Below are 23,858 nucleotides of genomic sequence, written 5' to 3'. Positions count from 1 at the left end.
TTTTTTTGAGAGAAAGATTAAAAGTGGATCTTTCAGAAGAGGTAATTAATTATCTTCTTTTGCCCGCTTTAGAGGCTGAGCAAAAGAGATCCTTTACTAATATTATGGATATTAATAAAGGACATTTAGTAATGTTAATTTCCAAAGGAATTGTTACACGTGAGGATGGGCAGAAAATCATGGAGGCGCTTGATGAGATAAATCAAAAGGGTGCCTCTAGTTTAGAATTAGACCCTAAATTAGAGGAGTTATATTTTAATATAGAAGCTGCTCTCATAAAGATAGTAGGTGTCGAAGTTGGTGGTCAACTTCATACCGGCCGAAGTAGAAATGATTTATATGCCACCTTGGCAAGAATGAACAGCAGAGATAATCTTTTGAGCATTTGTGAGCAGATAATTAAGCTTAGAGAAGAAATTATTAAGATAGCCGAAAACACGCTTTATACCGTTTTGACAGGTTATACTCATATGCAACCTGCTGAGCCAGTAACACTTGCTCATTATCTGTCGGCTATTCTTTCTGCATTAGAAAGAGACTTTAAACGATTTATACAATCCTTCAACCAGACCAACATCTCCCCATTAGGTGCCGGAGCAATGGCATCAACATCTTTTAATATTGACCGCAGAGAAACTTCTCAACTACTAGGATTTAACAACGCAATGGCTAACTCAATTGATGGTGTAGCGTCTAGAGATTACGTTTTAGAAGCACTTTCAGCCATGAATATATTTATGAACAACTTAAGTCGTTTTAGTCATGACCTATACATATGGTCAACTGATGAATTTGGAATTGTTGAAGTAGGGGATTCGGTAGCTGCTAGCAGCAGCATCATGCCACAGAAGAAAAATCCAATTACATTAGAGCATATCAAGGCAAAATCAGGACATATAATTGCTGCCTTAGTATCAGCAACTAGTTGTTTAAAGAACACTTCTTATGGACATAGTCGTGATGTCACTGAAAGCTTTAAATATCTTTGGGATGCTTTTTATGAGGTAGATTCTTGTCTTCACCTTATGACTGCGACAATCAAGACATTAAAATTTAATGAAGAAAAAATGTATATTCGCTCATTAGAGAACTTTTCAACAGTTACTGAGCTTGCTAATACAATCGTTCGCGAGGCAAATATTTCATTTAGAGAAGCACATCAGGTTGTAGGGTACCTAGTAAGTGAAATGATAGATAAAAAAATACCAGTTTCTAAAATAAACCCAGAGATCGTTAAGGATATATCAAAATTAGTATTAGGAAGAGAAATAATTTTATCTAAAGACGGGATTCAAAAGGCTTTAGATCCGATAAATAATGTCGAATCGAAGAATACAAGTGGTGGCCCAGCGCCTGAGGAAGTTAAAAAACAGCTACAAAAATTAAATGAAGTATTTAAGCAAGATAAAGAATGGTTAAATGAGCATCAAGATATTTTTCAATATAAAAAGCAACAATTGTCACAAGTTCAGGTTTGAAAATTATTACCTAGCTAAAGGGGGAGTCAAGATTTAATAGGTTTAGAGATTATTAAGGAAAGGATTGAGTTAAAAAAATATTGATAGGGGGAGAAAATTATATGAAAAGGACTTTGTCAAAGTTATTTATTCTAATTGCTGCTTTAACTCTTGCTCTTGTAGGTTGTTCTCAAAGTAGCACTTCGGAAACTAATGATAGCGGAAGTACTGATAAGGAAAAAGCAGAAGAACATAGATTGCTCTTAGGTACTTCTAGTCAAGGTGGTACTTACTATGTATGGGGAGGCGGCTGGGCCGATATTATCGGAAAGAATGTCCCCGGTACTGACATTGCTGTAGAAGTTACAGGTGGTCCAAATGCAAATATTCAATTAATTGAAAATGGAGAGATGGATTTAGGCTTTGTGACCGCTTGGCTTGGAGGCGAAGCCTATAATGGAGAAGGTTGGGCAGATAAAAAATATACTAAGATTCGTTCGATTTTTCCAATGTATGCTAGTGTCATGCATATGTACAGTTTAAAAGATAGTGGTATTACTAGCATTAGCGACTTTGATGGTAAAAATGTTAGTACCGGTGCTCCAGGAAGTACTAGTGCTGAAGCAGGAAATGGGCTTTTAGAGGTATTAGGATCAGAGCCGGCTAGGGTTAATGCAATACCAACTAATACTGCAGTTGATGGTTTACGTGATGGAACTATCGATGCTGGTTTTGCGGTCACAGGAGTACCGGGGCCTTTCATGCTTGATCTTGAAACTACGCACGAAGTTCAGCACATTGGTTTAACTGAAGATGAAATGAAAAAGGCACTAGAAAAGTATCCTTATTGGTCTGAGGCAACTATTCCGAATGGCACTTATAAGCACCAAGAAGAAGATATTTTACTGCCAGGCTTTTGGAACATTGCAATTGCATCATCTGAATTGCCAGAGGATTTAGTGTATAACCTGGTAAAAACAACATTTGAAAAACATGAAGACTTATTAGCAGTGGACCCAAGTGCAAAAGAAACGCTGGTTGAAAATGTTAAGTATAGTACTATCCCGTACCATCCAGGTGCAGTTAAATACTACAAGGAAGTTGGGATTGAAATTCCTGATCACCTTATGCCTCCTGAAGCACAATAGAAATTCCTTACTTTAGAGAGAAGTTAAGGGAGTCCATCAATTTTCCATAAGGAGACTTCTGGGTAAATAAAAAAATTGCCTAGAAGTCCCCATGATAATTATATATAATCCTTAATTTTCTAACAAATAATATGTTTCTACAAAATATGCGGATGAAATTTCAATCTAAAGGAATCTGGTATCGGGAGGTTCGCTGTGTCTGAAGAAAAAATAACTGATTTGGAGATTCAAGAGAATTCTGGGTTAAGGAAAGCCCTTAGTGGGATAGAGTTAAAGCTTTTCACCCTTATAGCAGTATTTATGTCGTTATTTCACCTTTTTGTATTAGGATTTTATCCAATTACACCATGGGTTTTATACACGGTCCACTTAGGACTAGGCACTATATTGATTTTAATGATTTACCCAATGAAGAGGTCTGCCTATAAAAGTTTATTAGCAACCATTATTGATTATATTTTAATATTGCTAGTTTTATTTGCAGGTTCTTACCTCATCATTGAAATGGATGAATTAATTTATAGAATAGGTGTCGCCCCTACGGCCTTGGATTTGTTAGTTAGCATAATTTTAATCGGTGCTGTTTTGGAAATTACCAGAAGAACAACGGGATTAATACTCCCGATCCTAGCTTTAATTTTTATCCTGTATGCACATTATGGAAAGTATATTCCTGGTGATCTTGGACACAGGGGGTATAGCTGGGATCGTATATTAAGTTATTTAAATAGTATGGATGCAATCTTTAGTGTGCCAATCGGTGCATCCGCAACTTTTGTATTCTTATTTATACTATTTGGATCTTTTTTAGGAGTGACGGGGGGAAGTAGGTTTTTCATAGACTTTGCAATTGGTGCAACTGGTGGAAAAAGGGGAGGACCAGCCAAAGCAGCTGTTGTTTCGAGTGCTTTATTTGGTTCGGTATCTGGAAACTCAGTGGCCAATGTAGTTTCAACAGGGGTTTTTACTATCCCATTGATGAAGAAAATAGGCTATCCATCACGTTACGCAGGTGCGGTTGAATCTGTAGCGTCAACTGGCGGCCAAATTATGCCTCCTATATTAGGATCGGCTGCTTTTATTATGGCTCAATTGTTAGGAACTTCCTATCTTAATATCGTTTATGCTTCTATAGTACCCGCATTATTATACTTTTTCACAGTCATGATTATGATTGATTTACAGGCGGCAAAATTAGGCTTAAAGGGTTTACCTAAAAATGAACTTCCTAACATAAAAAATGTTCTGATAAAAGAAGGTCATTTATTTATTCCATTGTTGGTTCTAATTTTTACAATGACTGTTTTAAAGACAAGTCCGATCAAAGCTGCAATTTGGGCAATTGCATCGACAATTATTGTATCTTTTGTAAAAAAACATACAAGGATGACTTTTTCAAAACTCATTAACTGTTTAGTTGATGGTGCCCGGTCTGCTCTAGGAATGATTGCGGCTTGTGCAACTGCAGGGCTCGTCATCGGAGTATTAAATTTAACAGGTGCGGGGCTAAAATTTGCCTCACTGATTTTATCAATAGCTGGAGATAATTTAGCATTAGCCTTGGTTATGACCATGTGTGCAACGATTATATTGGGAATGGGACTTCCTACTACAGCCGCATATTTAATTACAGCTGCAGTTGTTGCCCCAGCTTTAATTCAGATGGGCGTATCTCCTTTAAGTGCACATATGTTTGTATTCTATTTTGCTTGTTTGTCAGCCTTTACACCTCCTGTAGCACTGGCAGCATATGCGGCTGCAGGTATAGCGGATGCGAAACCAATGCAAGTTGCATTTACAGCTATGAAAATTGGGATTGTAGCATTTATTATTCCATTTGTCTTCGTCTATGGGCCAGCTATTTTATTACAAGGTACACCGATTCAAATTCTTGTTTCTACTTTAACTGCATTAATTGGGGCATTTGTGTTAGCCTCCGGTGTAGAGGGTTGGTTTATAGGTAAGTCTGCAAATATTTTCGTTAGAATTTTGCTCATTGCAGCCTCCTTAACTCTTATTGTTCCAGGGTTAATAACGGATACAGTAGGTGTAGGATTAATTTTAGCTGGTATAATAGTTCAATTGAATTTTAGTTCAAAAAAAGAGGATCAAAAAGTATCAAAAAAAATAAACGAAATAGAGGGATAAAAAAATGAAATTTACTATTATTGGAGCAGGAAATGGCGGTCAAAGTATGGCTGCGCATCTTACCCATCTAAATCATGAAGTTGTATTATATGATATTCAAACAGATTTAATTGCTAAAATTAAAGAAAATGGTGGTATTAAGGCAGAGGGCGTATTTGAAGGGTTTGCTTCCGTAACTGCAACAACAGATTTGGAATTTGCTATGAGTGACTCTGAGATAATAATGGTGACAACTACTGGAACTGCACATAAGAGTGTTGCTCGTTCTATTGCACCGTATCTTAAAGACAATCAGATTATCATGATATTCCCAGGCTATTGGGGAGCTCTGGAGTTTAGAAATATATTTAACGAAGTCGGAATGAATAAAAAAGTTTATGTTGCTGAGACGGAATCCCTTATCTATACTTGCCGCTATATTGAACCAGGGCATGTTCGTATCAGAAAGATAAAGGAGAATTTAGAATTTGCCACTCTCCCAGCAACTGACGCTCCAATCGTAAAGGAAAGACTAAAAGAAGTTTATCCGCAATTAGTTGCAGCTGACAGTGTACTAACTACTACCTTAAACAACGTGAATCCTCAATTTCATGTACCTATATTGTTATTAAATACTGGCAGAATAGAATCAGAGGGAGATTTCTTCTTTTATCCAGATGGTGCAACCCCGTCTGTTGTAAATGTAATTGAAGCAATTGAAAATGAACGATTAGAAATCGGCAAAAAATTAAATATAAATCTATCTACTTGTCCAGAGCTTCTTAACAGATTCTATGATATTGATGAAGATAATATATACGATGCAATTCAAAACAATCCAGCTTATAAGACTGGTAAAGCACCGACCACGATGAATTATCGGTATATTTATGAAGATATTCCTTATGGATTACATCCATTTGTCAAGCTGGGTGAAAAATTAGGTGTAGAAACTCCTGCATCCAATTTACTCATTGATTTGGCATCCTTAATTAGAAAAGAGGATTTACGAGCGAATGCCTTACAATTAACTGATTTAGGTTTAAACAATAAAACACCAGAAGAGATTGTTGAATATCTGAAAGGAAATAAGAAAGCATATAATTAAATTACTGAATATTTATAAAATTCCTATTTAATTTAGTGGGTTACAAATAAAACGACCAAATCATTTTAGATTTGGTCGTTTATAATTGCAAGTCTTAGACAATTTGGTAAGAAGGTTTTTTATTGAATATATACTTAGAACCTTGTATCAATTTTGTGATTATAATAATTCCCCTTTGGGGAGCTAAAAAGGTAAATTATCCTCAGGTAAAAGAGGTTGGATTTCCTTCACTATATCTGTAATATCATTCACTTCATTCCAGGTAACTTTTTCGATTATTGTTTCTCTTTGGCCAGTTTCCCTTTTTAGCTGTTGGATCCATTCATAGGAGACTACCGCAACCGCAAAGTTTGGATCATCCTTAAAGTCACGATCTTTGACAAAAAAACTCCCCCGGCTTGAACCTCTATTTCCCTCTATATTAAGTGTTATTTCAATGACGACGTTCATAAATCCTCACTCATTTTTTATTTTTTTGGTATTTCAGTATTCTATCATAAAACATAAGGTCCTATTCAAGTATTCGTGTTAGATCTTGCTCATTAATAGTATCAATGAGTTCTTTTTATTAAGCTGTTTTCACTTCTTTGCATATAGAGCGTCAGAGTAAATTTAAATGGAGGTGAAAGAAACGGTAGGAGAAAAAGGGCTTAATCCAAAAGAAAAAAAATCCAAGCATAAGCGATGATTACATTTGGGAAAGATCATTTCCGGGAAGTATTCAGTACTAGGTATGGAGTGCTTTGATTCATTAGCTCAAAAGAAATTAGAAAATTGATAAAAATATGAAAACATTATGTAAAAAACTATCTATTAGTAGAATTTACCATTATACTAGTCTTTAGTTACTATTTTAATGTAGGGGGATACTTAATGAAAAAGTTGCTCGTAGTAATATTATCCTTAGGTCTATTTACCTTCACAGGCACAAGTGAAACAGAAGCTTCTTCTAGCCCATGCAGTAAATATTCTGGTCAAAGTAAAATTTGGTGGGATGGAGCAGAGTTAAAATTAGGACAAATAGGAAGACTAACAATCGTAAAAAATACTTCTTTGTTTAAATTAGAGGGAGATAAAAGAACCTTTGAGCGTACTTTAAAAGCTGGGGAATCATATAGGATCTATGCTTTTAAGCCTGGTATGCTTAGTGTTGGTGGAGGGTTTTACGTTGATCGTAATGAAAAGGTGAAATATGAGACTCCGAGCAAAACAAAGTTGGATGCAGTAGCTTGTATCAACGGTAAACATCCTTCACAAAGCAAAAAAATATATTCTCCAATCTTAGGCAAAGTTACTCTTGGAATGAGTAAACAACAAGTTAAAGAGCAGTCTTCGGGTATCCTCTCTGAAGAGACTTCTGATAGATTGGTATACCAGAACGTGAATATTCTTGGTTATACTGGCATGGTTATACATGTATTTGAAAATAATGCACTGGTCGCCGTCAATGTTTATCATGATATTATGGAATCGGTTGATGATTTGAACTTGTTAGAAGCATATTTTGTTACAATGTATGAAAAGATAATCCCTTATTATGGAGATCCGGTTAGTTTAGATACCGATTGGTTGAATGATACTGGAGGTTATAATCTTAGTGCTTATTGGATAACAAATGATCATAATACATTATTAACTGTTCAGGTCACATATGATTATGATACATATGGTGGACTTCGCATTTCAATAACAGAGTAACAAAAAGCCCTTCTCGCTCGAGAGGGGCTTTAAATATGTTTCCAGGTTCTTCTTAGTACAATATTCATCACGGATAGGTGCGGGGCGTTTCTCTTTACATACTCGAATATCGACTAAGAGAAGAAAACAATTGAATGTGGCGCTGCAGGACTAATTAGATCTCCTCAAAAAAAGTAATTTTATTTGAGAAAGGATCAATGATAGTAAATTCAATTGTGTCCCAAGGGGTATTTTCCAAATCTGGTTTAACGCTTGCATACTCTTTTTCTAACAATGTAGAGATATATTTTTTTATATTACTGATTTTTATTCGAATGGCACTCCCGGGAGTGGAATCTCCGTGATGTTCGGATAAGTGTAGTACAGCATTCTTTAAGGATATCTGAATGTATTTTGGCATGTTTTCTTCAAACTGATGCGTCCAATCCAGTTTAAAGCCTAAATAATCAATATAAAATGCTTCAGCTTTCTCTACCTCAAAAATACGAAATATTGGTGTGATCATGTTAAATTCAGCTACCTTTCATTTATATTAGACTTTCTAAGAAATAATATACTAAACATGTGAAATCAAGATGAAATTATCAAAAAAATGTTATGAGCGGTTTGGAACAACGAATTAATGTTCAAAGACGAGGACCGGGTGATCAAATAGATGAAACCAAATAATAAAAGTATTTACTAACTATCTACTTTAAAAGTTATAATGAAAGTAAAAAATGGAAATAAGGTGTTAAATCGTGTATAAATTAGTATTTTTATCGTTTGCTGCTATTCTTTTATCTGGCTGCAGCTCAAGTGAACCAGTGAGCAATAAAAATGTAAGCGACAATTTAGATGAGGCATCCTATGAAGAGGGAGGAGTAAAGGCTGATTCCTACTATGAAGAGTATGAAAGTCAGGAGGAGGATGGGTTAATTACTGAGGAATTGATTGAAGAGGATATAGAAACAATAGAAGAAGAATTTGAATTTGATTACGAGAGAGATTATGGAAATGAAGATATTGAATCCTCTGAATCCTACGACGACTTCACTACAGAAGATTCATCTACTCAGGATGATTCTTCTGCCGGTAGATACTATTACAATTCAAGAGGCGGTTTAGATCGTGATCTCGATAATGATGGATCATGGGATTATCAAACTGGGGGAACAGACCGTGACTTAGATAATGACAACATTTGGGATTATCAATCTGGAGGATCCGATAGAGACATAGATAACGATAACATGTGGGATTATCAATCCGGAGGATCCGATAGAGACATAGATAACGATAATATGTGGGATTATCAATCCGGAGGTTCCGACAGAGACCTGGATAATGACAACATGTGGGATTATGATTCTGGAGGATCTGATCGCGATTTAGACAATGATAATTACTGGGATAACTAATCAGTCCATTCATTAGGGAGCGGATAGCAATGTGTAGTGTATGTAGAATAAAAAATAGTACCACTGCCGGGTCAGTTGTAATGAATGTAAGGAGATGCTCTTCCAGAACAGCTGGGGACAAAGGGAAACATTTAGCAGATAAAGAGGTCTTGTTTTATGTTACCGAGGTTGCTGCCAGGGGTGAGGGAGTCTATGGCCATGTTATTAAAAAGGAATCAGGTGAATTAGGAAAAACGAGGGCACATATTCGTGATTGTGAATATATAAATACTACATACAATTGGGATAACGGTCGATTAACTTAACTATTGGAAAAGTATATATTAAAGGGAGTTAATTTAATGAAGCAAGTAATTTCACTAATACTATTTACCATCCCGGGGTTACTAACATATTTTTGGATTAATTTATTTGGTGTTAATTCAAGTGCTAAGCGCAATAATACTGAAGTTACCGCGATAAGTATATTACTCTGGATTCCTATACTGTGTGTAGTCTTAGTAATATATAATTTGTTAGCGTTGGCATCACATTGGAAGAAAATTCATCCAAGTTTTAATGTTTCTGTATTAAAAAGGAATTGGAAATACATAGATAGTTTGGAAGATTTAACCGTTCTTTCCGGTAGTATTTGGTTTATATTGTTCTACCTTTTAAGCACAATAATAATTAGTTTTTTCCTTGGGAAACTTATATCTAAATATGGATACAAAAAAATGATTGATCAGGTGAATGAGATAAGAATAAATAACAATGTTGCTCCTTTAGGATTACATTCAACTGTATGGGATTCCATGTTTTTAGGCAATGATGCGCAAGTAATAGAATATAAAAAAGATGGAGAATCTATCATTGGCCAATTGATTAAAGTACCGCGGGCGCATGAAGAAAAAAAAGCTATGGGTTTAAAAGCAGTGGAACATTGGGGGAAAGTAATGGAATACTATGACGTTGAAATAGAATTTACATATGTTGACACAGAAAGCGGAATAATAATTAATATTTATAAAAAGGAAAAAGCTATTGAAGCTCAAAGTCTATTTAATGAGAGATTCCCAAATGGAATCACCGATGATTGCTCTACTAGTGTAATCACCGATGATCACTCATCTTCAGTTTGATGAAATCACTTCTTAGGAGTGACGGGTCTTGATGGGCTACTGGTATAAGAAGGCTTATCAGCAGAATGATTTATCTTATCAGGCGGAACACTGCTTGGCCTTGAAATTGGTGGTTGACTTGGTCCTTTTTCCATTTTTTTTCACCTCCTTAAATTATTGTACATAGAGAAACCCCTCGGTTGCAATATAAGGGAGGGGTTTTTTCATTATAGAGAGTAAATGAAGCGATTTTATATGGTTATGCTATTTTGATAATATGGCTGCTTATTAGTACTATAACTTAATCTTTTCATATCAATTTAGGTAAATTGGCTATTTTCTACTTTTAAGTTCTTGATATAATTTAGTTTCTTCGTTTTTCTCTTTTATTTCGTCATATGCATTTTGGACAACTAATAATCTATCTTGAACTGCTTTGTACTTAAAATATGTAGCAAAAAGACTCCAAAAATATAGAACTACAACTAGGATGGTGAAAATTGTATATATGGAATCTAGGGAATTGCTGGGACTCAATTTTTTTATAAAACTTTGTATTGCTGTTAATGAGGAAAAGTTCTTATTATTTAATAATAGCCCTAGAATAAATACTATTATAGGAACAGGTGAGAAAGATTTTAAGATATCAATATAAAGTTTTAGCTTGTCAGCTATGGTCTTGTATGAGTTTATAACGGTAATTAATTCACTTCTAGGATAAGGGTTTTTTTTTAGTTCTGATACGAAAGTATAATGATCTAGGGATTTTTTTAAAAAGTTAAAGTTGCTTATGGTTCTATAAATAATAAAAATAAATAAACCTGTCCATAAAAATTTCTTTTCATTTAATGTGAACATTATTGGAGAATATGAAGTATAAATGAAAAATACTATTCCACATAAAAATGGTAGTAACTTAATGGTTTCCCAAACGGTAAAATTAATAGCTTGTTTAAGAGCAACTTCTGTATTAATTTTTAATTTTTCATCTGTGTACATTGGTTGACTCCTTAGTATGTTTTGGTACATTCCTATTTCCATATGGTAAAAAGTATTTAATACATTAATTTATATGTGCAGCCACAAGCACCGCAGGGACAAAGCAGCCAACGACATGAGGTACACTTTATGTCATGGTGGGAATCTAATTCTCTTTTACAATCGAAACAATGGGTTAATCTGTGTGATTGAGGTACTTGTTTAGGAAGAAAGATTTCCAATAGGTTATTAGAGCTACCAATGGGATTTCTTTTGTTGTTTAGCATCATTTGTAAATGGTTTTTATTTCTTTCTTTTATTTCCTTAATCCTCTGCTCTTTTTCTTCTTGTTTTCTCCTGAGACGTGATTCTTCCAGTATGCGTTTTTCTTCAGCTTGGCTCTTTAACTCCGCTTCTTGTTGCTGACGATGTTGTACCATGCCGGCAGCTATATACTTTAAATGCTCGTGATTAGCTTCCGAAAAGATTACATGAATTGTTTTAGTGTTATTATTATAGGTTTTAATATGCTCTATATGGTGGCATACTCCTTCAATCATTCTTACATTATTAAAAAGCGGGAGAAACTGATTTTTGTCCGATTCAGTAAGTGTCCCCAAATTAAGTCCGCTTGCTAAGATCCTAACTTCTTCGTCTATATATATCAATTTTATCTTTGTAAGTACAGAAAGAGAATAAATACCAGAGATAGTAAAAGACATTCTTTGTAACATATAAACCTCCGAAATACTTTACTTTTTAGGTATATTATACCTTTATTTAAAGGGTTGTATAGTGTAAAAGTCATATAATCGGAGGTTTCTGAAATAAGTTTTATCTAGAGGAGAGGGGAAATAATATTTTCAGGGTTCTAAAGCCATAGGATTTGTCATTATTTAAGATTTATCCTCCTGGCTATAGAAACTTTGTGATTAGATGAAAGATAGATGAAAATTATACAAAGTAATAAATCTGCTCTAGATATTGCCTTAAAGCATTAAACACAAATAAAAGACGAATTAATCTAAATATTTTCGAGCAAGGGTTTTTCAGCTTTTATAATGAATTATTGCACGCACTGTGTTTAGTTAATAGTTGTCTAATAAAGTTTGAACTGATAATCACCCTTAACTGATTTGGTAATTTCTTTAACTCTCTAGCTGATATTGTAGTTTTAGGGTCCGTCCTGATGTAAAAGTGACTCATGAATTTACTTTCTTAAATATTGGAAGAAAAGGGGAATAGAGGAAGAATAATTCTTCCTTGTTAATAGATTGCTTAACTGTCCGCTTTGTCGATACTTTCCTGAATTTCACTCTCAAATACCTTGCTATATATCATAGTTGTAGCTGGATCTTTATGATTAAGTATTTTTTGAAGGATCGGGATACTATTAACCTTTTTTATGTGATTCGTTGCAAAGCTATGGCGCAGTTTGTGAGCTGTTACCTGAGGTTTTCCAAATGCCTCAGCGTATTTCTCGATCATCTTTTGCATAGCCCTCTTTGTCATCGATTTAGCCTGGTCTCTATACAAAACGAGGAAAAGGGCAGTTTCATCCTTTGTGGCCCCGTATCGTTGAGATCTAATTTCCAAATAGTTCATAAGATCTTTATGGGCAACTTTGGAGTAAGAGACAGATCTTTTTTCTCCACCTTTCCGAATGACTTTAATCTTCCTGGCTTTAGTATCCAGGTCCTTAAGTGTAATACCCTCTAATTCAGCAATTCTTAATCCAGTACCCAATAGTAATGAAATGATAGCAGTATCACGTTCCCGATTTTGACGCCATCTGCTTAATATTCTTTTATTATCCTTCGCTTCATCTGATTCACTAAAGCCGTCATAAACAAACTTCCTAAATAAGCTAATTTCCTCTTCAATTAGAATGTTATTCTGAATACTTTCCACACGGGTATCTTCAGTATTTCCATCCTTTAATAAAGGCAGCTGTGCCATAACATTTCTTTCGATGTATGGTTTCCTTGTTTTCCTATCTGAGGACTTAATTAAGTAATTAAATAAAGACTTTAAAGCGGATAACTTGCGATTTACAGTTGTCACAGCGAGAGGTTGATCATCTTTGTTTTTTTGAGATAGAAGGTAATTCTTATAGTCAGAGACATCTTCAAGGTGTAAATCATTTAAAACCGTAACATCCATATCTCTAATATCTTCAGAAGGGGCAAAACCCTCACGGCTAAGCCAGAAAAGAAACTCTTTAATATCACTTATATAGGAATTTACAGTATTTTCCTGAAGTGTTCCTCTATAGGTTTCAAAATATTTAATAGCAAAATAGGGAAGACCTTCAATTTTCCTGTCTAAATCTTGTTGCTGCTTATCTTTATTTGCAGACATATGAAACCTCCAATCAATTCGACAAAAATCGACAAATGTTCACAGAAATGCTTTCCTGTGAACATGTTTACATAATTATTTTATGGTTAATTAGATTTGAAAAAGTCTAAGCAATAGTCACAAAATGCCGCTTCGTGAGGGTCATTAGAGTAAGCCAGATTGACTTCACATCTTGCACAAGGTTCTAATTGTTCATGGCTGTATAAAACACCGCAGGATAAACAAATATAAGAGATGCTTTGATCTAAATATATCATTGATTCAGAGCTGCAATCTGGGCATTCGTTACAAGGGTCTGTTCCACCATCCTTTATGATTTCATATAGGTTAAAATTTTCATTGATGTATGTTTCTGTAAAATCATTGAATTTTGTCTCACAGAAGTAGCAATAAGCTTCACCGCCATCAATAAAAACTGTTTTCTGACTGCAGAGAGGGCATTCCAAACCATCAAAAATTTTCTTTTTAATTCCTTCATCTTTTTCAATGGTAGTCAATTTTACCTGCACATACTCTTCGTATTGATGAAGGTAACTAATAATAAGCTGCAGCTTTTCATCGTATTCATCTAAGAGATCATTATGTACCAGCTCAGTTTTAATATATGGAATAAAATGAACAAGAATATTTACTATATGCGATTTTAATGCGTCCACACGGACATTGACTTGAAAATGTTCCATTTTATTTCTTTCAGATCTTAACCATTCTAATTCAGACTTGAATTCTTCTGAAATAGAGGCACTATGATCTGATAACCGCTCCAGGAGCGAAGTATAATTTACGGATTGAAAGTTCCCATTTTTTAAACTCTGTTTATTAAATTTATTAGGTTTCTCAAATATAAGTTTTTCGTCAATATGATAAAGCCGCTCTTTGAGAATTAGCAGAAGGCCTGAAAACAAATGTATTGCTGTATATTTTAATTCATCATTTTCTAAATCATCAAAGGATTTTAAGATAAAGTCAAAGCCATTTTCCAGCATGTTTAATTGGATTTTATCACTCAATATATTCACCTCATACTCTATTATAACATATGTTCACAGAATTAATATTATGTGAACATATGTTGGAGTGGAAATAATTTATTTTTAGCTACTCCTCTCCCATCTCCTTATCACAATCATGAAAATAAGTAATCCAACCATTGGTGTCTTTTTTACTCAAAAAGAAAACCTGACTCAATTGTCAGGTTTAATAATCCTACTTAAAAAATGAGCAATGTTTGTATAATACAATTTTTACGAATAATGACTAGCAGTCTATTTAAACTTCTACATGATAAGTAGTATAGTAGCAATTTTGATAGTCGTATGTTCCATTATAAGTAAATGTGGATTGAGTCCATATTTCCTTAGTACGTGTATAACCAGGAAAGAATTCTTCTTCAACAAATTTTAAATGATCTGAAATATTGTCATAAACAATTTTTGATAGATAAACATGGTTAGGATTTTTTGCTAAATCACTTATTTTTACTGATTTATTTACAGCATTTCCTGCCCAGAACAAACCTTTATTATTCGGATTTCCAGAAACACCAATTTTCGTGCATAGGACTTCTCCATAGTCTATACCTATACCAAAATCAATAGCGGAGTATTTTGCTAAAGTTGAATTAATCCCGCTGCTATCACTTATCATATACTTCATTTCCATAGCAGCTTGGACAGCGTTAGTAATATTTGTTTTACCTGGGAAGAAAACTAACATACTATCCCCATTAAAACTCCTTACCGCACCACCAAGACTACTTGCAATTTTTACTATTGTGTGAAAATAAGCCATATGAATCTTTGCAACTGTACTTCTGTTATGATCATTAAGTATTTTTGTCGAACCCCGCATATCTATATGAAGTACGGTGGCTGTAAATTTTAAACCCTTATTCCCGAAAGTTAATTTGCTGTTTTCTATATCTGGAATATAATCAACTTCTTCAATTTCAAATTTAGTATCTATAATTTCCTCTACTTTTTTGATAATATCATCTTTCAAACCCACTAATAGCACGCTCCTATAAAAGTGTTGTTAAAAAAATAAAAAACAGAAGACATAATATGGAGATAAATAAATAAATAATGGCTGAATTCAATTTCTCCGATTTAGAACTCATAATGCATGAACACTCGTAAACTTGAGCCAATAATTCTTCATCAGATTTATTAATAGGTAGGTCTTTGTACAATGTTATAAACGATTCCTTGCTTATTTTTGATATATGATCAAAATAAAGCACTGATGATTCTTCCTGCGTATAGTTTTCTGCCTTTTTTGCTCTGATAATCTCAAAGAGAATAATATAAATTTGATATATTAAAAGAGATATTAAACTAGCAGAGGACAAAAAGGTTAGCAAAGAAATAAAAACTTTAAATCCATTTAACTCAAATGGATTTATAAATTTCAAATCTTTAGCAAATTCTATGTATGCGGTTATTATGAATCCATAAATAACAAGTATTGCTCCAGCTTTCTGGTCAATAAATCTAATTAGTTCTTGAATATTCTGATGGTTATACTGAGCTAATTGGTATTTGTCCATTTTAATCTCCATCCATTAATTTGGTAATTTTACCATATTTTAATATTACCAAACGTTCATTCGATAGTCTAATATAATAATTCGTAAAATAGGTATTTTACGCATAAATCCGCTTCTCCAAATTGCCCATTCAACTCCATTCATCGTACATATGTTTGCGGGCATGGCTATATAACCTGGCATAAAGCTCCGTTTGGTTCGGATCATCATGACCTAAAAGCCCTTGAATGCCTTCTAAAGGCATTCCCCTCATCGCTAAATGAGCAGCGAAGGTGTGTCTTAATGTATGTGGCGTGATAGGAAATTTAAAGTGTTTAGCATAGTGTTCAAATCTCATGTTAATCGTACGTTTGGAAGCTTTATCTGTCTTGGAGTAATTTTGAAAAAAAATGGAAGTTCATCATTCCGTTCCGGCAAATAAGCTTTCATATGTTCTTTACAAGGTCTAGTAAATGCTACGATACGGCCTTTTTTACGTTTCCCATTAGGGATATGGATTATTCGTTCAGACCAATCAATATCCTCCATTTTTATATCCACTAATTCCTGTATCCGAACTCCTGTTGCATACAACGTTTCAATGATGGCTCTTTCTTGTAAGCTGCCTTTCACAAGTTCTCTTAGCTGGGTTAACTGACTCAGTTCAAGGTAGTGAGGAATCCCTTCTTCTAAATCTGGGAAAGTAATGGATGCAACAGGATTATAAGTCATTATCTCTTCTTCCAAACAGTACTTATAAAACAGGTTCAGGCCAAATAGTTTATTTCTCAATGTGGACGATTTATAACCACTCTTATCTAATGAATTCAGCCAGCTGCGAATATCTTTTTTGGTGATGGCATCAAAAGGTTTCCCGCAGAAGGCAAGCATTTGCTCCACCGCTATTTGGTAGACGCGAAGTGTCCCCCCTGTTAAGCGAAATGAAAAGTCTGCGATAAATTTTTGAATACAGACATCCGAGTTCATCCCATTTCTCCTCCCTATCCCATATACTTTCGGTATAATGAAATAATCTCTTTCTTTGGGAGCCTTGCATAAATTTGAGTGGTTTTTAAATCACTGTGTCCCAGTTCAGCTCCTATGAAAGATAACTCTGCGCCTTTTGCCATAAATTCCGTTGCAAAAGTATGGCGCAATCGGTGAGGATGCAATGTTCCAACCATTCCCATTTCCTTCCCTATATTGTTCATCACCTGCTGCATCATACGGATACTAAGTCTCCTTCCCGTACTCGTGACAAAGAGAGCGGAAGAATCGTCCTTACGGGTAATAAGATACTTCTCAAGAAGAAGAGCACATCTGTCGGTAAAATGTACCTGTCTTACTTTTTTTCCTTTCCCCATGATGCGGGCAGTACGATTTTCAAGATCCACTTCCCTGCGGTCAAGCTGATGAACTTCAGCAACCCTGCATCCAGAGGCAAGCATGAATTCAACAAGCACTTGATTTCGCAGTGTATTCTTTTCAATCTGCTGGCGTGTTTTAGCAATTTCCTCTTTTCCCAGGTACTTCGGAACGGGTTGAGGAAGACGGGGAAACCAGCGTCTTTTAATAGGAGAACGCTCTAGATTGTATTCCTTTATACAAAAATTATAAAAAGATGCCAGTATACTAAAACGAAACCTGAGTGTTGCTTCTTTTAGATTCCCTTCCTTTTTGTTAAACCATTCTAGAATACAGTCAGAAGTAATTTTAGTATACGACTCATGCATATCTCCAAAAAACCGCTCTAAAAACCAGCGGTAACGCATAACTGTCAATCGGCTGCGGTTGGCTATTTTTAAATTCAGCAAAAATTCTCGAACAGCCTCCTGGTTTTCGGCATTTGGCAGCTGCTTCTTTAACTCCCAGTAATTATCCATTTTTCTTTCCTCTTTCATCACTATATTTGATAACTGTCGTACTGCTTTTTGCGGGCGTGATCCATTAACTTAGTATAAATGCGTGTTGAGTTAATATTGTCATGTCCCAGCAGATCCTGAATATAAGCAGGCTTCATTTTCTTTTCTGCCAAATGGGCTGCAAAGGTATGGCGCATTGTATGAGGCACTACTTTAAACCCTAATAACGCTGAAAATTCCTGAAACCTTTTTTCAACAAAAACCCGGCTTAAGTGTCCGCCTCTATTGTTTGGAAATAAGTATGGGCTTTCTTTCTTTTGACAGCCAAGATACGCTTTAAGCCGCTCAGCACATTCATGTGTGAAGAGGACAAAGCGCTCTTTATTTCCCTTTCCCTTTCGAATCCAAATCTGCCGGTTCTCCCATTTGATATCTTCATGCTTAATCTCTAAAAGCTCGCTGACTCTCACCCCAGTTGCATATAAGGTTTCAACTATTGCCCGGTCTCTAGGATCATGCCTTGTCAATTCCTGAAGCATGGCCAATTGTCTCCTGTTTAAGTAATAAGGAATAGAGTCTTCTTTTTTCGGGTTATCAATTGCCCTCATTGGATTTTTCCTGATTTTCTTTTCTTCCATGCAATAGTGGTAAAATGATTTTACAGCACTTAGTTTCATGCGAACGGATCGAGGTTTTAGCCCTTTCTCTTCCAAGGAAGCGAGCCATGAACGGACATCCGCTGCTTTTACCTCCGTATAATTCTTTCCAGAGAATAGGAAGAACTGTTTAAGAGCAATTTTGTAGCTTCTTATGGTCTCGGCACTAAACCTATTACAATTATCATTAAAAAAAGACTGCTTTATTTCCTCATTCATGGGCAATTACTCCATTTTGTTCTGATAGGCTAAAATCATTTCTTCTGTCGGAATACGCGCATAAACACGTGTCGTATTCAAATCGGTATGTCCCAATTCATCTGCAATAAACTGCAGTTCAGCTCCTCTTGCCAGCATGTAAGTAGCAAAAGTATGCCGGCAGCAGTGAGGATGCAGCGACTGTGCAAGTCCTGCCATTTTACCAAGTTTAATAGTTATCCTATAAATTCCGCTTTTAGTTAACCGCTGACCAAACTTGTTCATAAACAGCGGCTCTTCCTTAATACCTGAACGCGTTCTTAAATAATCCATTAATATCAGAGCACACTCTTCCGAAAAGTGGATTTTTCGTATTTTTCCCCCTTTTCCTCTTACTATTGCTGTTCGTTGATCCATATTAATATCCTGTATGTTTAACTTAGAAGCTTCTGAACTCCGGCAGCCTGAAGTAAAAAGAAAGAGAATAAGCGAACGGTCACGGAGGTTTAGGTCCTCCGCAGCTATTTTTACACGAGCATACTCCTGTTCCGTAAGATACCTTGGTAAAGCCTTTGGAATCTTTGGCCGCCATCTCTTTTTAATAACCATGTATTCCAGATGCTCTTCATTCAGGCAGAATTGAAAAAAAGAAGAAAGAGCAGAAAGAAACAGATCGACCGTTTTTGGCTTTTTACCTGGTGTAAATTCATTAAGCCACTTCTGAACATCATCTGATGTAATCGATTCCAAAGGAACAGTACATGAACTAAAAAAATTCTCCAGTATCCTTCGATATTTAATGACGGTTGATTCTGCTTTTTTCGCTAGCTTTAAGCTTAATAAATACTCATTTATGATTGTTCTAGATTTGATGGGGATGCCAGCATGACTGCTCTGCCAATATTTTGCTGAATTTTCCAACCTGCTAAATCCTCCTTTCTATTCTGACAAGGATTTAGTAATACATTTAAATGCGGTTTTAAATTCTGATAAGATCCCACTGCTTCTCAGATAGGAATCTGATACATAGCGAGGCCCGACATAAAGGGTCTGAAATTCATACGTTAATGGTATATTTAGGTCGGATAATCCCTCTTCTACTGCATATCGAAGATAAGTACGTCGGCAGCAACTCGGAGTAAGCACCTGCAAAAGCCCAGCCATATGTCCAAGTTTTTTTGTCACATTATAAATTCCATTCAATTGAAGCCGTTTGCCATATTTGTTTATAAAAAGCGGTTCTGATGAATCACCCGACCTTGTTTTCAGATATTCTCCTAATACAGAGGCACACTCTTCCGAAAAACGAACATACCGTTTCTTGCTTACTTTCCCCTTCAACTCCACAATTCTGTTTTCAAGATTGACATTTTTAATATTTAAATTTGAAATCTCTAGACCCCGGCACCCTGAAGAAAAAAGGAAGTGAATGAGGAAACGGTCTTGGAGAGAGTGTGTTTCTGCTGCCTGTATAACACGGGAGTATTCCTGTTTATTAAGGTAATTTCGCTTTGGCTCATGGATTTTTGGCCACCAGTGTTTTTTGATAACCATCCTATATAAGTATCCTTCATCCTGACAGAACTTACAGAATGAAGTAAGGACAGAGAGAAACTAGCGAATAGTTCTTGGTTTCTTGTCTGAAGAAAACCCAATAAGCCATATCCAAACATCACGTGATGTTATATCTTCCAATGGAACAGTACATTCCGTGAAGAATCGCTCCAGGATCCTTCGGTGTTTAATCACTGTTGATTCTGCAAAATTCCTAAGCTTTAAAGATAGTAAATATTTATTAATGATCGTTTTAGTTTTCGAGGAAATAGCATTATGGTCGCTTTCCCAATAATTAGTTGAGGTTTTCAATCTATTATTTCTCCTCTCGTGTGTTTCAAAATGTATTTTTCCTGGGCTAGGCTCTCTAATCAGAAATAAGTATATTCGTCTGCAGATTCTTATGACCAAGAAGATACTGGATGCTTTCAATGGGCACACCTTTTTGAGCAAGTGATGCAGCAAAAGTATAGCGCAGGATATTAGGCGTTACACGAAATCCCAATTTCTTTGAATACGCTTTAAACAAAGCCCCAATAAAGCGAATGTTCATTGGCCCGATTTTATGTCCGGAATTCACTATCACATAAGGACTATCGTCTGTTCGGCTTTCTAAATATGCTTTTAGATGAGACTCACAAGTCTGTGTGAAAAGAACAACTCGTCCTTCCCTTCGCTTCCCTTGAGGAATGCTAATAGTTCGCTCAGACCAATTGATATCTTCCTTTTTTATGGAGAGCAGTTCGCTGATCCTCATGCCGGTAGCAAATAAGACTTCTACAATGGCTCGCTCTACAGGTAACCGTGCATCTACTAATTGCCTAAGTTGTGAGATTTCTTCCTTAGTTAAATATGAAGGTGGGGTTTCCTTCACAGGCTGAAGCCGAATTGCTGAAGCAGGATCAGCTGAGACGAAGCCCTCTTTTAGACAGTACTTAAAGAACATTTTTACTCCTTGCAGCTTTCCACGAATGGTCAAAGGTTTACACTCTTTTTCCTCCAAGCTAGCAATCCAGGACGAGATATCTTGTTTGCTGATCTCCTCTATAGGCTTTCCTGTGTGTTCGAATAATTGTTTCACGGCCAGATTATAATTTTTCACAGTCTTTAGATCTAACCAAGCTAGGTTATCCAGTGCAAATTGTTTCCTACATGTTTCTGAATTCATTTTTTTATCCTCCTTATAATTGTGTACATGGTTATAATTTTTTCACAAATACAATGATGGTACTTAATGTCTGTTTCTTCACCTTTGATTACCAGCTTCAAGTTTAAAAAATACCTATCAGATCAATTCTTGTTGAACCAGGATAAGCTTCATGATTGCTTCTTCAATATTTTTTCTGAAGTTTATTTGCTATTAATTTCTCCCCTTTTAATTTCCTCTAAGTCTTAAGTTATTGTTAATATCATTGTTTACTAGTATTTAAGTTTTTATACTTATAACAAAAATTTTTTTATAGAAAAAGAGTATGAGAATTTAATTGAGGCGCTAGTAAAGCCTGGCTTAATTACTTTACCTCGTTCCAAAAAGAAAGATGTTTATTTCATTTCTATTAGTGTGGATAAGTTATTAATGGGTATCAGGTCTACAGATGATAAAATTATAATAGAAGGAGCGTGACAACTTTGGACAGAGCAAGTATACTCTCGCGTGTTTGTGAATCAATTGACTCAGGGGATAAATCTGCAGGTGCAGAAATAATTAATTACCACTATCCTTTTGAGAAAATTGAATATGTAAAAAGAACATATACAAAAGCAGATATGCTAACTATTTTTCTCCGTGATCATTTTATTGATCGCTATAGTGGTGAAAGGATGATATTTCCGCCTGTATTAAGGTTATTGTCGGAAATCTATCCAAGTGAGTTTCCCTTTCACCCTAACTGGAGGTTCAGTGAATGTCACCCTGCCTATTGGGATTTATTCCCGACAATTGATCATATTGTGCCGGTGACAAGAGGCGGAACCAACAATATAGAGAATTTAGTTACCACATCAATGAAAAGAAATAGTGCAAAGTCTAATTTTACTTTAGAGGAACTAGACTGGAAGTTATATACACCATCCATTAATGAAAATTGGGATGGGAAATTAAGTTGGTTTATAAAAATGATTGCTGAACATCCTGCTTTTCTAAATAACCGTAATTTAAAGGAATGGTTTGTTGCTACGAGGAATGTCCTATCAATTAGACACTAGAAATAAACAATTAAATGAAGGTGGGAGAAACTTATGAGCAATGTTAATAATGAATTGCATAGAACCTAATAGACAAATCCTCATCCCTGCTCTTAAAGATTTTGAACATATTCACTGGAATAATCCTGAGAGGGCTAGAGAAGTGGCGAAGAAGATGTGGGAGGACATCAAAAACTTAAAAATCACCAATAATTAAAAAATTTCTTGGTATTAGAATAAATGCCTAAAGGAGCTACTTGCCTTAATAAAAAAGAAGCAATCCCTGCATCGCCACAATGTAAGTAGGATTACTTCTATAAGAGTTCCAGCTGCCCTTTAAGTCACCAGGCACTAGATTGAGGACCTTAAAATAACCAAGATTCTCATTTTTATTATAGGAATTTGTATTAAATTTCATTCAATCTTATTATTCTATTCCAGTCGATCTATCGTTTTACCGTTGTATTGCATCTCTAATGATTAGTCGAACTTAATACAGCGCTTGTTTGATTTAAGCGACTGTTTTATTCATCTTAAAAATTTCATTTTATACCCTTGTTAAACTAAAGCACCCTATAGTTTAAGTGAAAATATTCACAATATTTTGTTTAGGAGCATATAAAAAAACGCCTTCTTACTCAAGAAAGCGCCCTTTAATGAAATAACTACACAACTTGAATTACCGATTTAATGTGGAATAAAGCACATCATTTATTAATTTTATAATTATTTAAAGCCAGTCCGTTAATTCAAGAGGAATTATAAGTTCCCTCTCTTTAACACTTATCATTTCGTAATTCCCGAAGCATTTGAAAAATTTGACCTCTATGATGCGATTCATGTTCAATCAAATGGTAAACAACCCACTCAGGTGTGACGTCATAATGTTCAAGTACTCTCGGATTACGCCAATCGGTTAGGTCCATTGAACGAAAGTGGGAAAGAAATTCTTCACGTACCTTATTAATGCGATATAAATGTTCCTCTATACTTTCTCCCTCAAAGTGAGTTAAATTGCCGTTAGTTCGATGTTCTAAAGGAAATAATGCGCTAATTTCAGGATCCCAATCGGTTCCAAGTACTTCTACATATAACCAATCTGCCTCGATCAATGCAATGTGATACAAAAGGGTCCCAATTGATTGTCTTTCGCCTAATTTTTTGTCAATTAAGCTTTGGCTGATTCCAGTTAATTCAGTTATAAGAGTACGTCGAACATCCTCTAAACACCATAGCAATCGGCCAATCTCTTTTTCATATTCTGGTAATGAAGATACCAGTAAAGCTCTTCTCTCCAACAAGATCAACCTCCTCTATTTAAAATACTTACATTCTATTAGAAATGGATGTTTGCTTCTTTTAAATAAAAATATTCTTTCCGTATTCCACAATCTGGCCCGATTGTTGAAAAAAGCTAATGGCGATTGTTCTACTAAACTGCCACTTTCGTATTATAAGGTCACCAGATATTTCTGGTTGACCATTTTTTATTTGGTCTTA

The 23,858-nt window shown here is 35.2% G+C and carries 26 protein-coding genes; 10 read left to right on the top strand and 16 right to left on the bottom strand.

Features of this window, described 5'->3' with window-relative positions:
• The first annotated feature begins 5 nt into the window (after positions 1–5).
• The 4 genes from argH to NR125_RS20575 all read left to right on the top strand — a co-directional run bounded on the left by argH (position 6) and on the right by NR125_RS20575 (position 5,840).
• Entirely contained in the window at positions 6–1,478 is a 1,473-nt protein-coding gene (gene argH / locus NR125_RS20590) for an argininosuccinate lyase (RefSeq protein WP_256816054.1), read from the top strand.
• A gap of 101 nt (positions 1,479–1,579) precedes the next feature.
• A complete protein-coding gene (locus NR125_RS20585) occupies positions 1,580–2,605 on the top strand; it encodes a TAXI family TRAP transporter solute-binding subunit (protein ID WP_256816053.1) in 1,026 nt (341 codons plus the stop codon).
• Positions 2,606–2,800: 195 nt separating this feature from the next.
• Complete coding sequence (locus NR125_RS20580) at positions 2,801–4,753, top strand: TRAP transporter permease (protein ID WP_256816052.1); 1,953 nt, start codon at positions 2,801–2,803, stop codon at positions 4,751–4,753.
• Between the two features lie 4 nt (positions 4,754–4,757).
• Positions 4,758–5,840, top strand: a complete 1,083-nt coding sequence (locus tag NR125_RS20575; protein ID WP_256816051.1) for an NAD/NADP-dependent octopine/nopaline dehydrogenase family protein — start codon at positions 4,758–4,760, stop codon at positions 5,838–5,840.
• 183 nt (positions 5,841–6,023) lie between these two features.
• Here the strand turns inward: NR125_RS20575 and NR125_RS20570 are convergent, their stop codons facing one another.
• Positions 6,024–6,290 carry a hypothetical protein gene (locus tag NR125_RS20570; RefSeq protein WP_256816050.1) on the bottom strand — a complete coding sequence of 89 codons (267 nt, stop codon included), beginning with the start codon at positions 6,288–6,290 and terminating at the stop codon, positions 6,024–6,026.
• 423 nt (positions 6,291–6,713) lie between these two features.
• Here NR125_RS20570 and NR125_RS20565 point away from each other — a divergent pair, with 423 nt between their 5' ends.
• Positions 6,714–7,538, top strand: a complete 825-nt coding sequence (locus NR125_RS20565; protein ID WP_256816049.1) for a hypothetical protein — start codon at positions 6,714–6,716, stop codon at positions 7,536–7,538.
• Between the two features lie 154 nt (positions 7,539–7,692).
• On the opposite strand, the gene NR125_RS20560 is transcribed toward NR125_RS20565, so the two are convergent.
• On the bottom strand, positions 7,693–8,043 hold the full coding sequence (locus NR125_RS20560; protein WP_256816048.1) for a glyoxalase superfamily protein: 351 nt from the start codon (positions 8,041–8,043) through the stop codon (positions 7,693–7,695).
• Positions 8,044–8,278: 235 nt separating this feature from the next.
• On the opposite strand from NR125_RS20560, the gene NR125_RS20555 reads away from it, so the two are divergent.
• From NR125_RS20555 to NR125_RS20545, 3 genes are read left to right on the top strand one after another with little or no spacing between them, the layout of a single operon-like run.
• Positions 8,279–8,938, top strand: coding sequence for a hypothetical protein (locus tag NR125_RS20555; RefSeq protein ID WP_256816047.1), 660 nt, complete (start codon positions 8,279–8,281; stop codon positions 8,936–8,938).
• Positions 8,939–8,967: 29 nt separating this feature from the next.
• On the top strand, positions 8,968–9,243 hold the full coding sequence (locus tag NR125_RS20550) for a hypothetical protein (RefSeq protein ID WP_256816046.1): 276 nt from the start codon (positions 8,968–8,970) through the stop codon (positions 9,241–9,243).
• A gap of 36 nt (positions 9,244–9,279) precedes the next feature.
• Positions 9,280–10,059, top strand: a complete 780-nt coding sequence (locus NR125_RS20545; protein ID WP_256816045.1) for a hypothetical protein — start codon at positions 9,280–9,282, stop codon at positions 10,057–10,059.
• Between the two features lie 312 nt (positions 10,060–10,371).
• Here NR125_RS20545 and NR125_RS20540 read toward each other — a convergent pair whose 3' ends face one another.
• From NR125_RS20540 to NR125_RS20480, 13 genes are all read right to left on the bottom strand, one after another.
• Positions 10,372–11,037 carry a hypothetical protein gene (locus NR125_RS20540; protein WP_256816044.1) on the bottom strand — a complete coding sequence of 222 codons (666 nt, stop codon included), beginning with the start codon at positions 11,035–11,037 and terminating at the stop codon, positions 10,372–10,374.
• Positions 11,038–11,093: 56 nt separating this feature from the next.
• Positions 11,094–11,750 carry a hypothetical protein gene (locus NR125_RS20535; RefSeq protein WP_256816043.1) on the bottom strand — a complete coding sequence of 219 codons (657 nt, stop codon included), beginning with the start codon at positions 11,748–11,750 and terminating at the stop codon, positions 11,094–11,096.
• Positions 11,751–12,294: 544 nt separating this feature from the next.
• On the bottom strand, positions 12,295–13,377 hold the full coding sequence (xerS, locus tag NR125_RS20530; protein WP_256816042.1) for a tyrosine recombinase XerS: 1,083 nt from the start codon (positions 13,375–13,377) through the stop codon (positions 12,295–12,297).
• 86 nt (positions 13,378–13,463) lie between these two features.
• The gene (locus tag NR125_RS20525) at positions 13,464–14,387 is read right to left on the bottom strand and encodes a hypothetical protein (protein WP_256816041.1); all 924 of its coding nucleotides are present in this window, start codon (positions 14,385–14,387) and stop codon (positions 13,464–13,466) included.
• 259 nt (positions 14,388–14,646) lie between these two features.
• Positions 14,647–15,384, bottom strand: coding sequence for an adenylate/guanylate cyclase domain-containing protein (locus NR125_RS20520; RefSeq protein ID WP_035333189.1), 738 nt, complete (start codon positions 15,382–15,384; stop codon positions 14,647–14,649).
• Between the two features lie 13 nt (positions 15,385–15,397).
• Positions 15,398–15,925, bottom strand: a complete 528-nt coding sequence (locus tag NR125_RS20515) for a Pycsar system effector family protein (RefSeq protein ID WP_035333191.1) — start codon at positions 15,923–15,925, stop codon at positions 15,398–15,400.
• Positions 15,926–16,055: 130 nt separating this feature from the next.
• Positions 16,056–16,262, bottom strand: coding sequence for a site-specific integrase (locus NR125_RS20510; RefSeq protein ID WP_256816040.1), 207 nt, complete (start codon positions 16,260–16,262; stop codon positions 16,056–16,058).
• Positions 16,259–16,795 (bottom strand): tyrosine-type recombinase/integrase, encoded by a 537-nt coding sequence (locus NR125_RS20505; protein ID WP_483863890.1) that lies wholly within the window; start codon positions 16,793–16,795, stop codon positions 16,259–16,261. The genes NR125_RS20510 and NR125_RS20505 overlap by 4 nt, the downstream gene beginning before the upstream one ends.
• Positions 16,796–16,905: 110 nt before the next feature.
• On the bottom strand, positions 16,906–17,787 hold the full coding sequence (locus NR125_RS20500) for a tyrosine-type recombinase/integrase (protein ID WP_256816038.1): 882 nt from the start codon (positions 17,785–17,787) through the stop codon (positions 16,906–16,908).
• Between the two features lie 20 nt (positions 17,788–17,807).
• Positions 17,808–18,641: a site-specific tyrosine recombinase/integron integrase gene (xerA, locus tag NR125_RS20495; RefSeq protein WP_256816037.1), complete on the bottom strand. Its 834-nt coding sequence runs from the start codon at positions 18,639–18,641 to the stop codon at positions 17,808–17,810.
• A 6-nt stretch (positions 18,642–18,647) separates the two neighbouring features.
• The gene (locus NR125_RS20490; protein WP_256816036.1) at positions 18,648–19,541 is read right to left on the bottom strand and encodes a tyrosine-type recombinase/integrase; all 894 of its coding nucleotides are present in this window, start codon (positions 19,539–19,541) and stop codon (positions 18,648–18,650) included.
• An 18-nt stretch (positions 19,542–19,559) separates the two neighbouring features.
• On the bottom strand, positions 19,560–20,174 hold the full coding sequence (locus NR125_RS20485; protein ID WP_256816035.1) for a tyrosine-type recombinase/integrase: 615 nt from the start codon (positions 20,172–20,174) through the stop codon (positions 19,560–19,562).
• 367 nt (positions 20,175–20,541) lie between these two features.
• Positions 20,542–21,342, bottom strand: coding sequence for a tyrosine-type recombinase/integrase (locus NR125_RS20480; RefSeq protein WP_256816034.1), 801 nt, complete (start codon positions 21,340–21,342; stop codon positions 20,542–20,544).
• A 461-nt stretch (positions 21,343–21,803) separates the two neighbouring features.
• On the opposite strand from NR125_RS20480, the gene NR125_RS20475 reads away from it, so the two are divergent.
• Complete coding sequence (locus NR125_RS20475; protein WP_256816033.1) at positions 21,804–22,379, top strand: HNH endonuclease; 576 nt, start codon at positions 21,804–21,806, stop codon at positions 22,377–22,379.
• A 49-nt stretch (positions 22,380–22,428) separates the two neighbouring features.
• Complete coding sequence (locus NR125_RS20470; protein ID WP_256816032.1) at positions 22,429–22,575, top strand: hypothetical protein; 147 nt, start codon at positions 22,429–22,431, stop codon at positions 22,573–22,575.
• A 559-nt stretch (positions 22,576–23,134) separates the two neighbouring features.
• Here the strand turns inward: NR125_RS20470 and NR125_RS20465 are convergent.
• The gene (locus NR125_RS20465) at positions 23,135–23,659 is read right to left on the bottom strand and encodes a DinB family protein (RefSeq protein WP_256816031.1); all 525 of its coding nucleotides are present in this window, start codon (positions 23,657–23,659) and stop codon (positions 23,135–23,137) included.
• Between the last annotated feature and the right edge of the window lie 199 nt (positions 23,660–23,858).

This window comes from Cytobacillus sp. Bac17 (assembly GCF_024519925.1).
In the GTDB taxonomy this organism is placed as follows: Bacteria; Bacillota; Bacilli; order Bacillales; family Cytobacillaceae; genus Cytobacillus; species Cytobacillus pseudoceanisediminis.
Note: the sequence above shows the minus strand (reverse complement) of the source record. Positions and strands in the feature narration are given on the sequence as shown.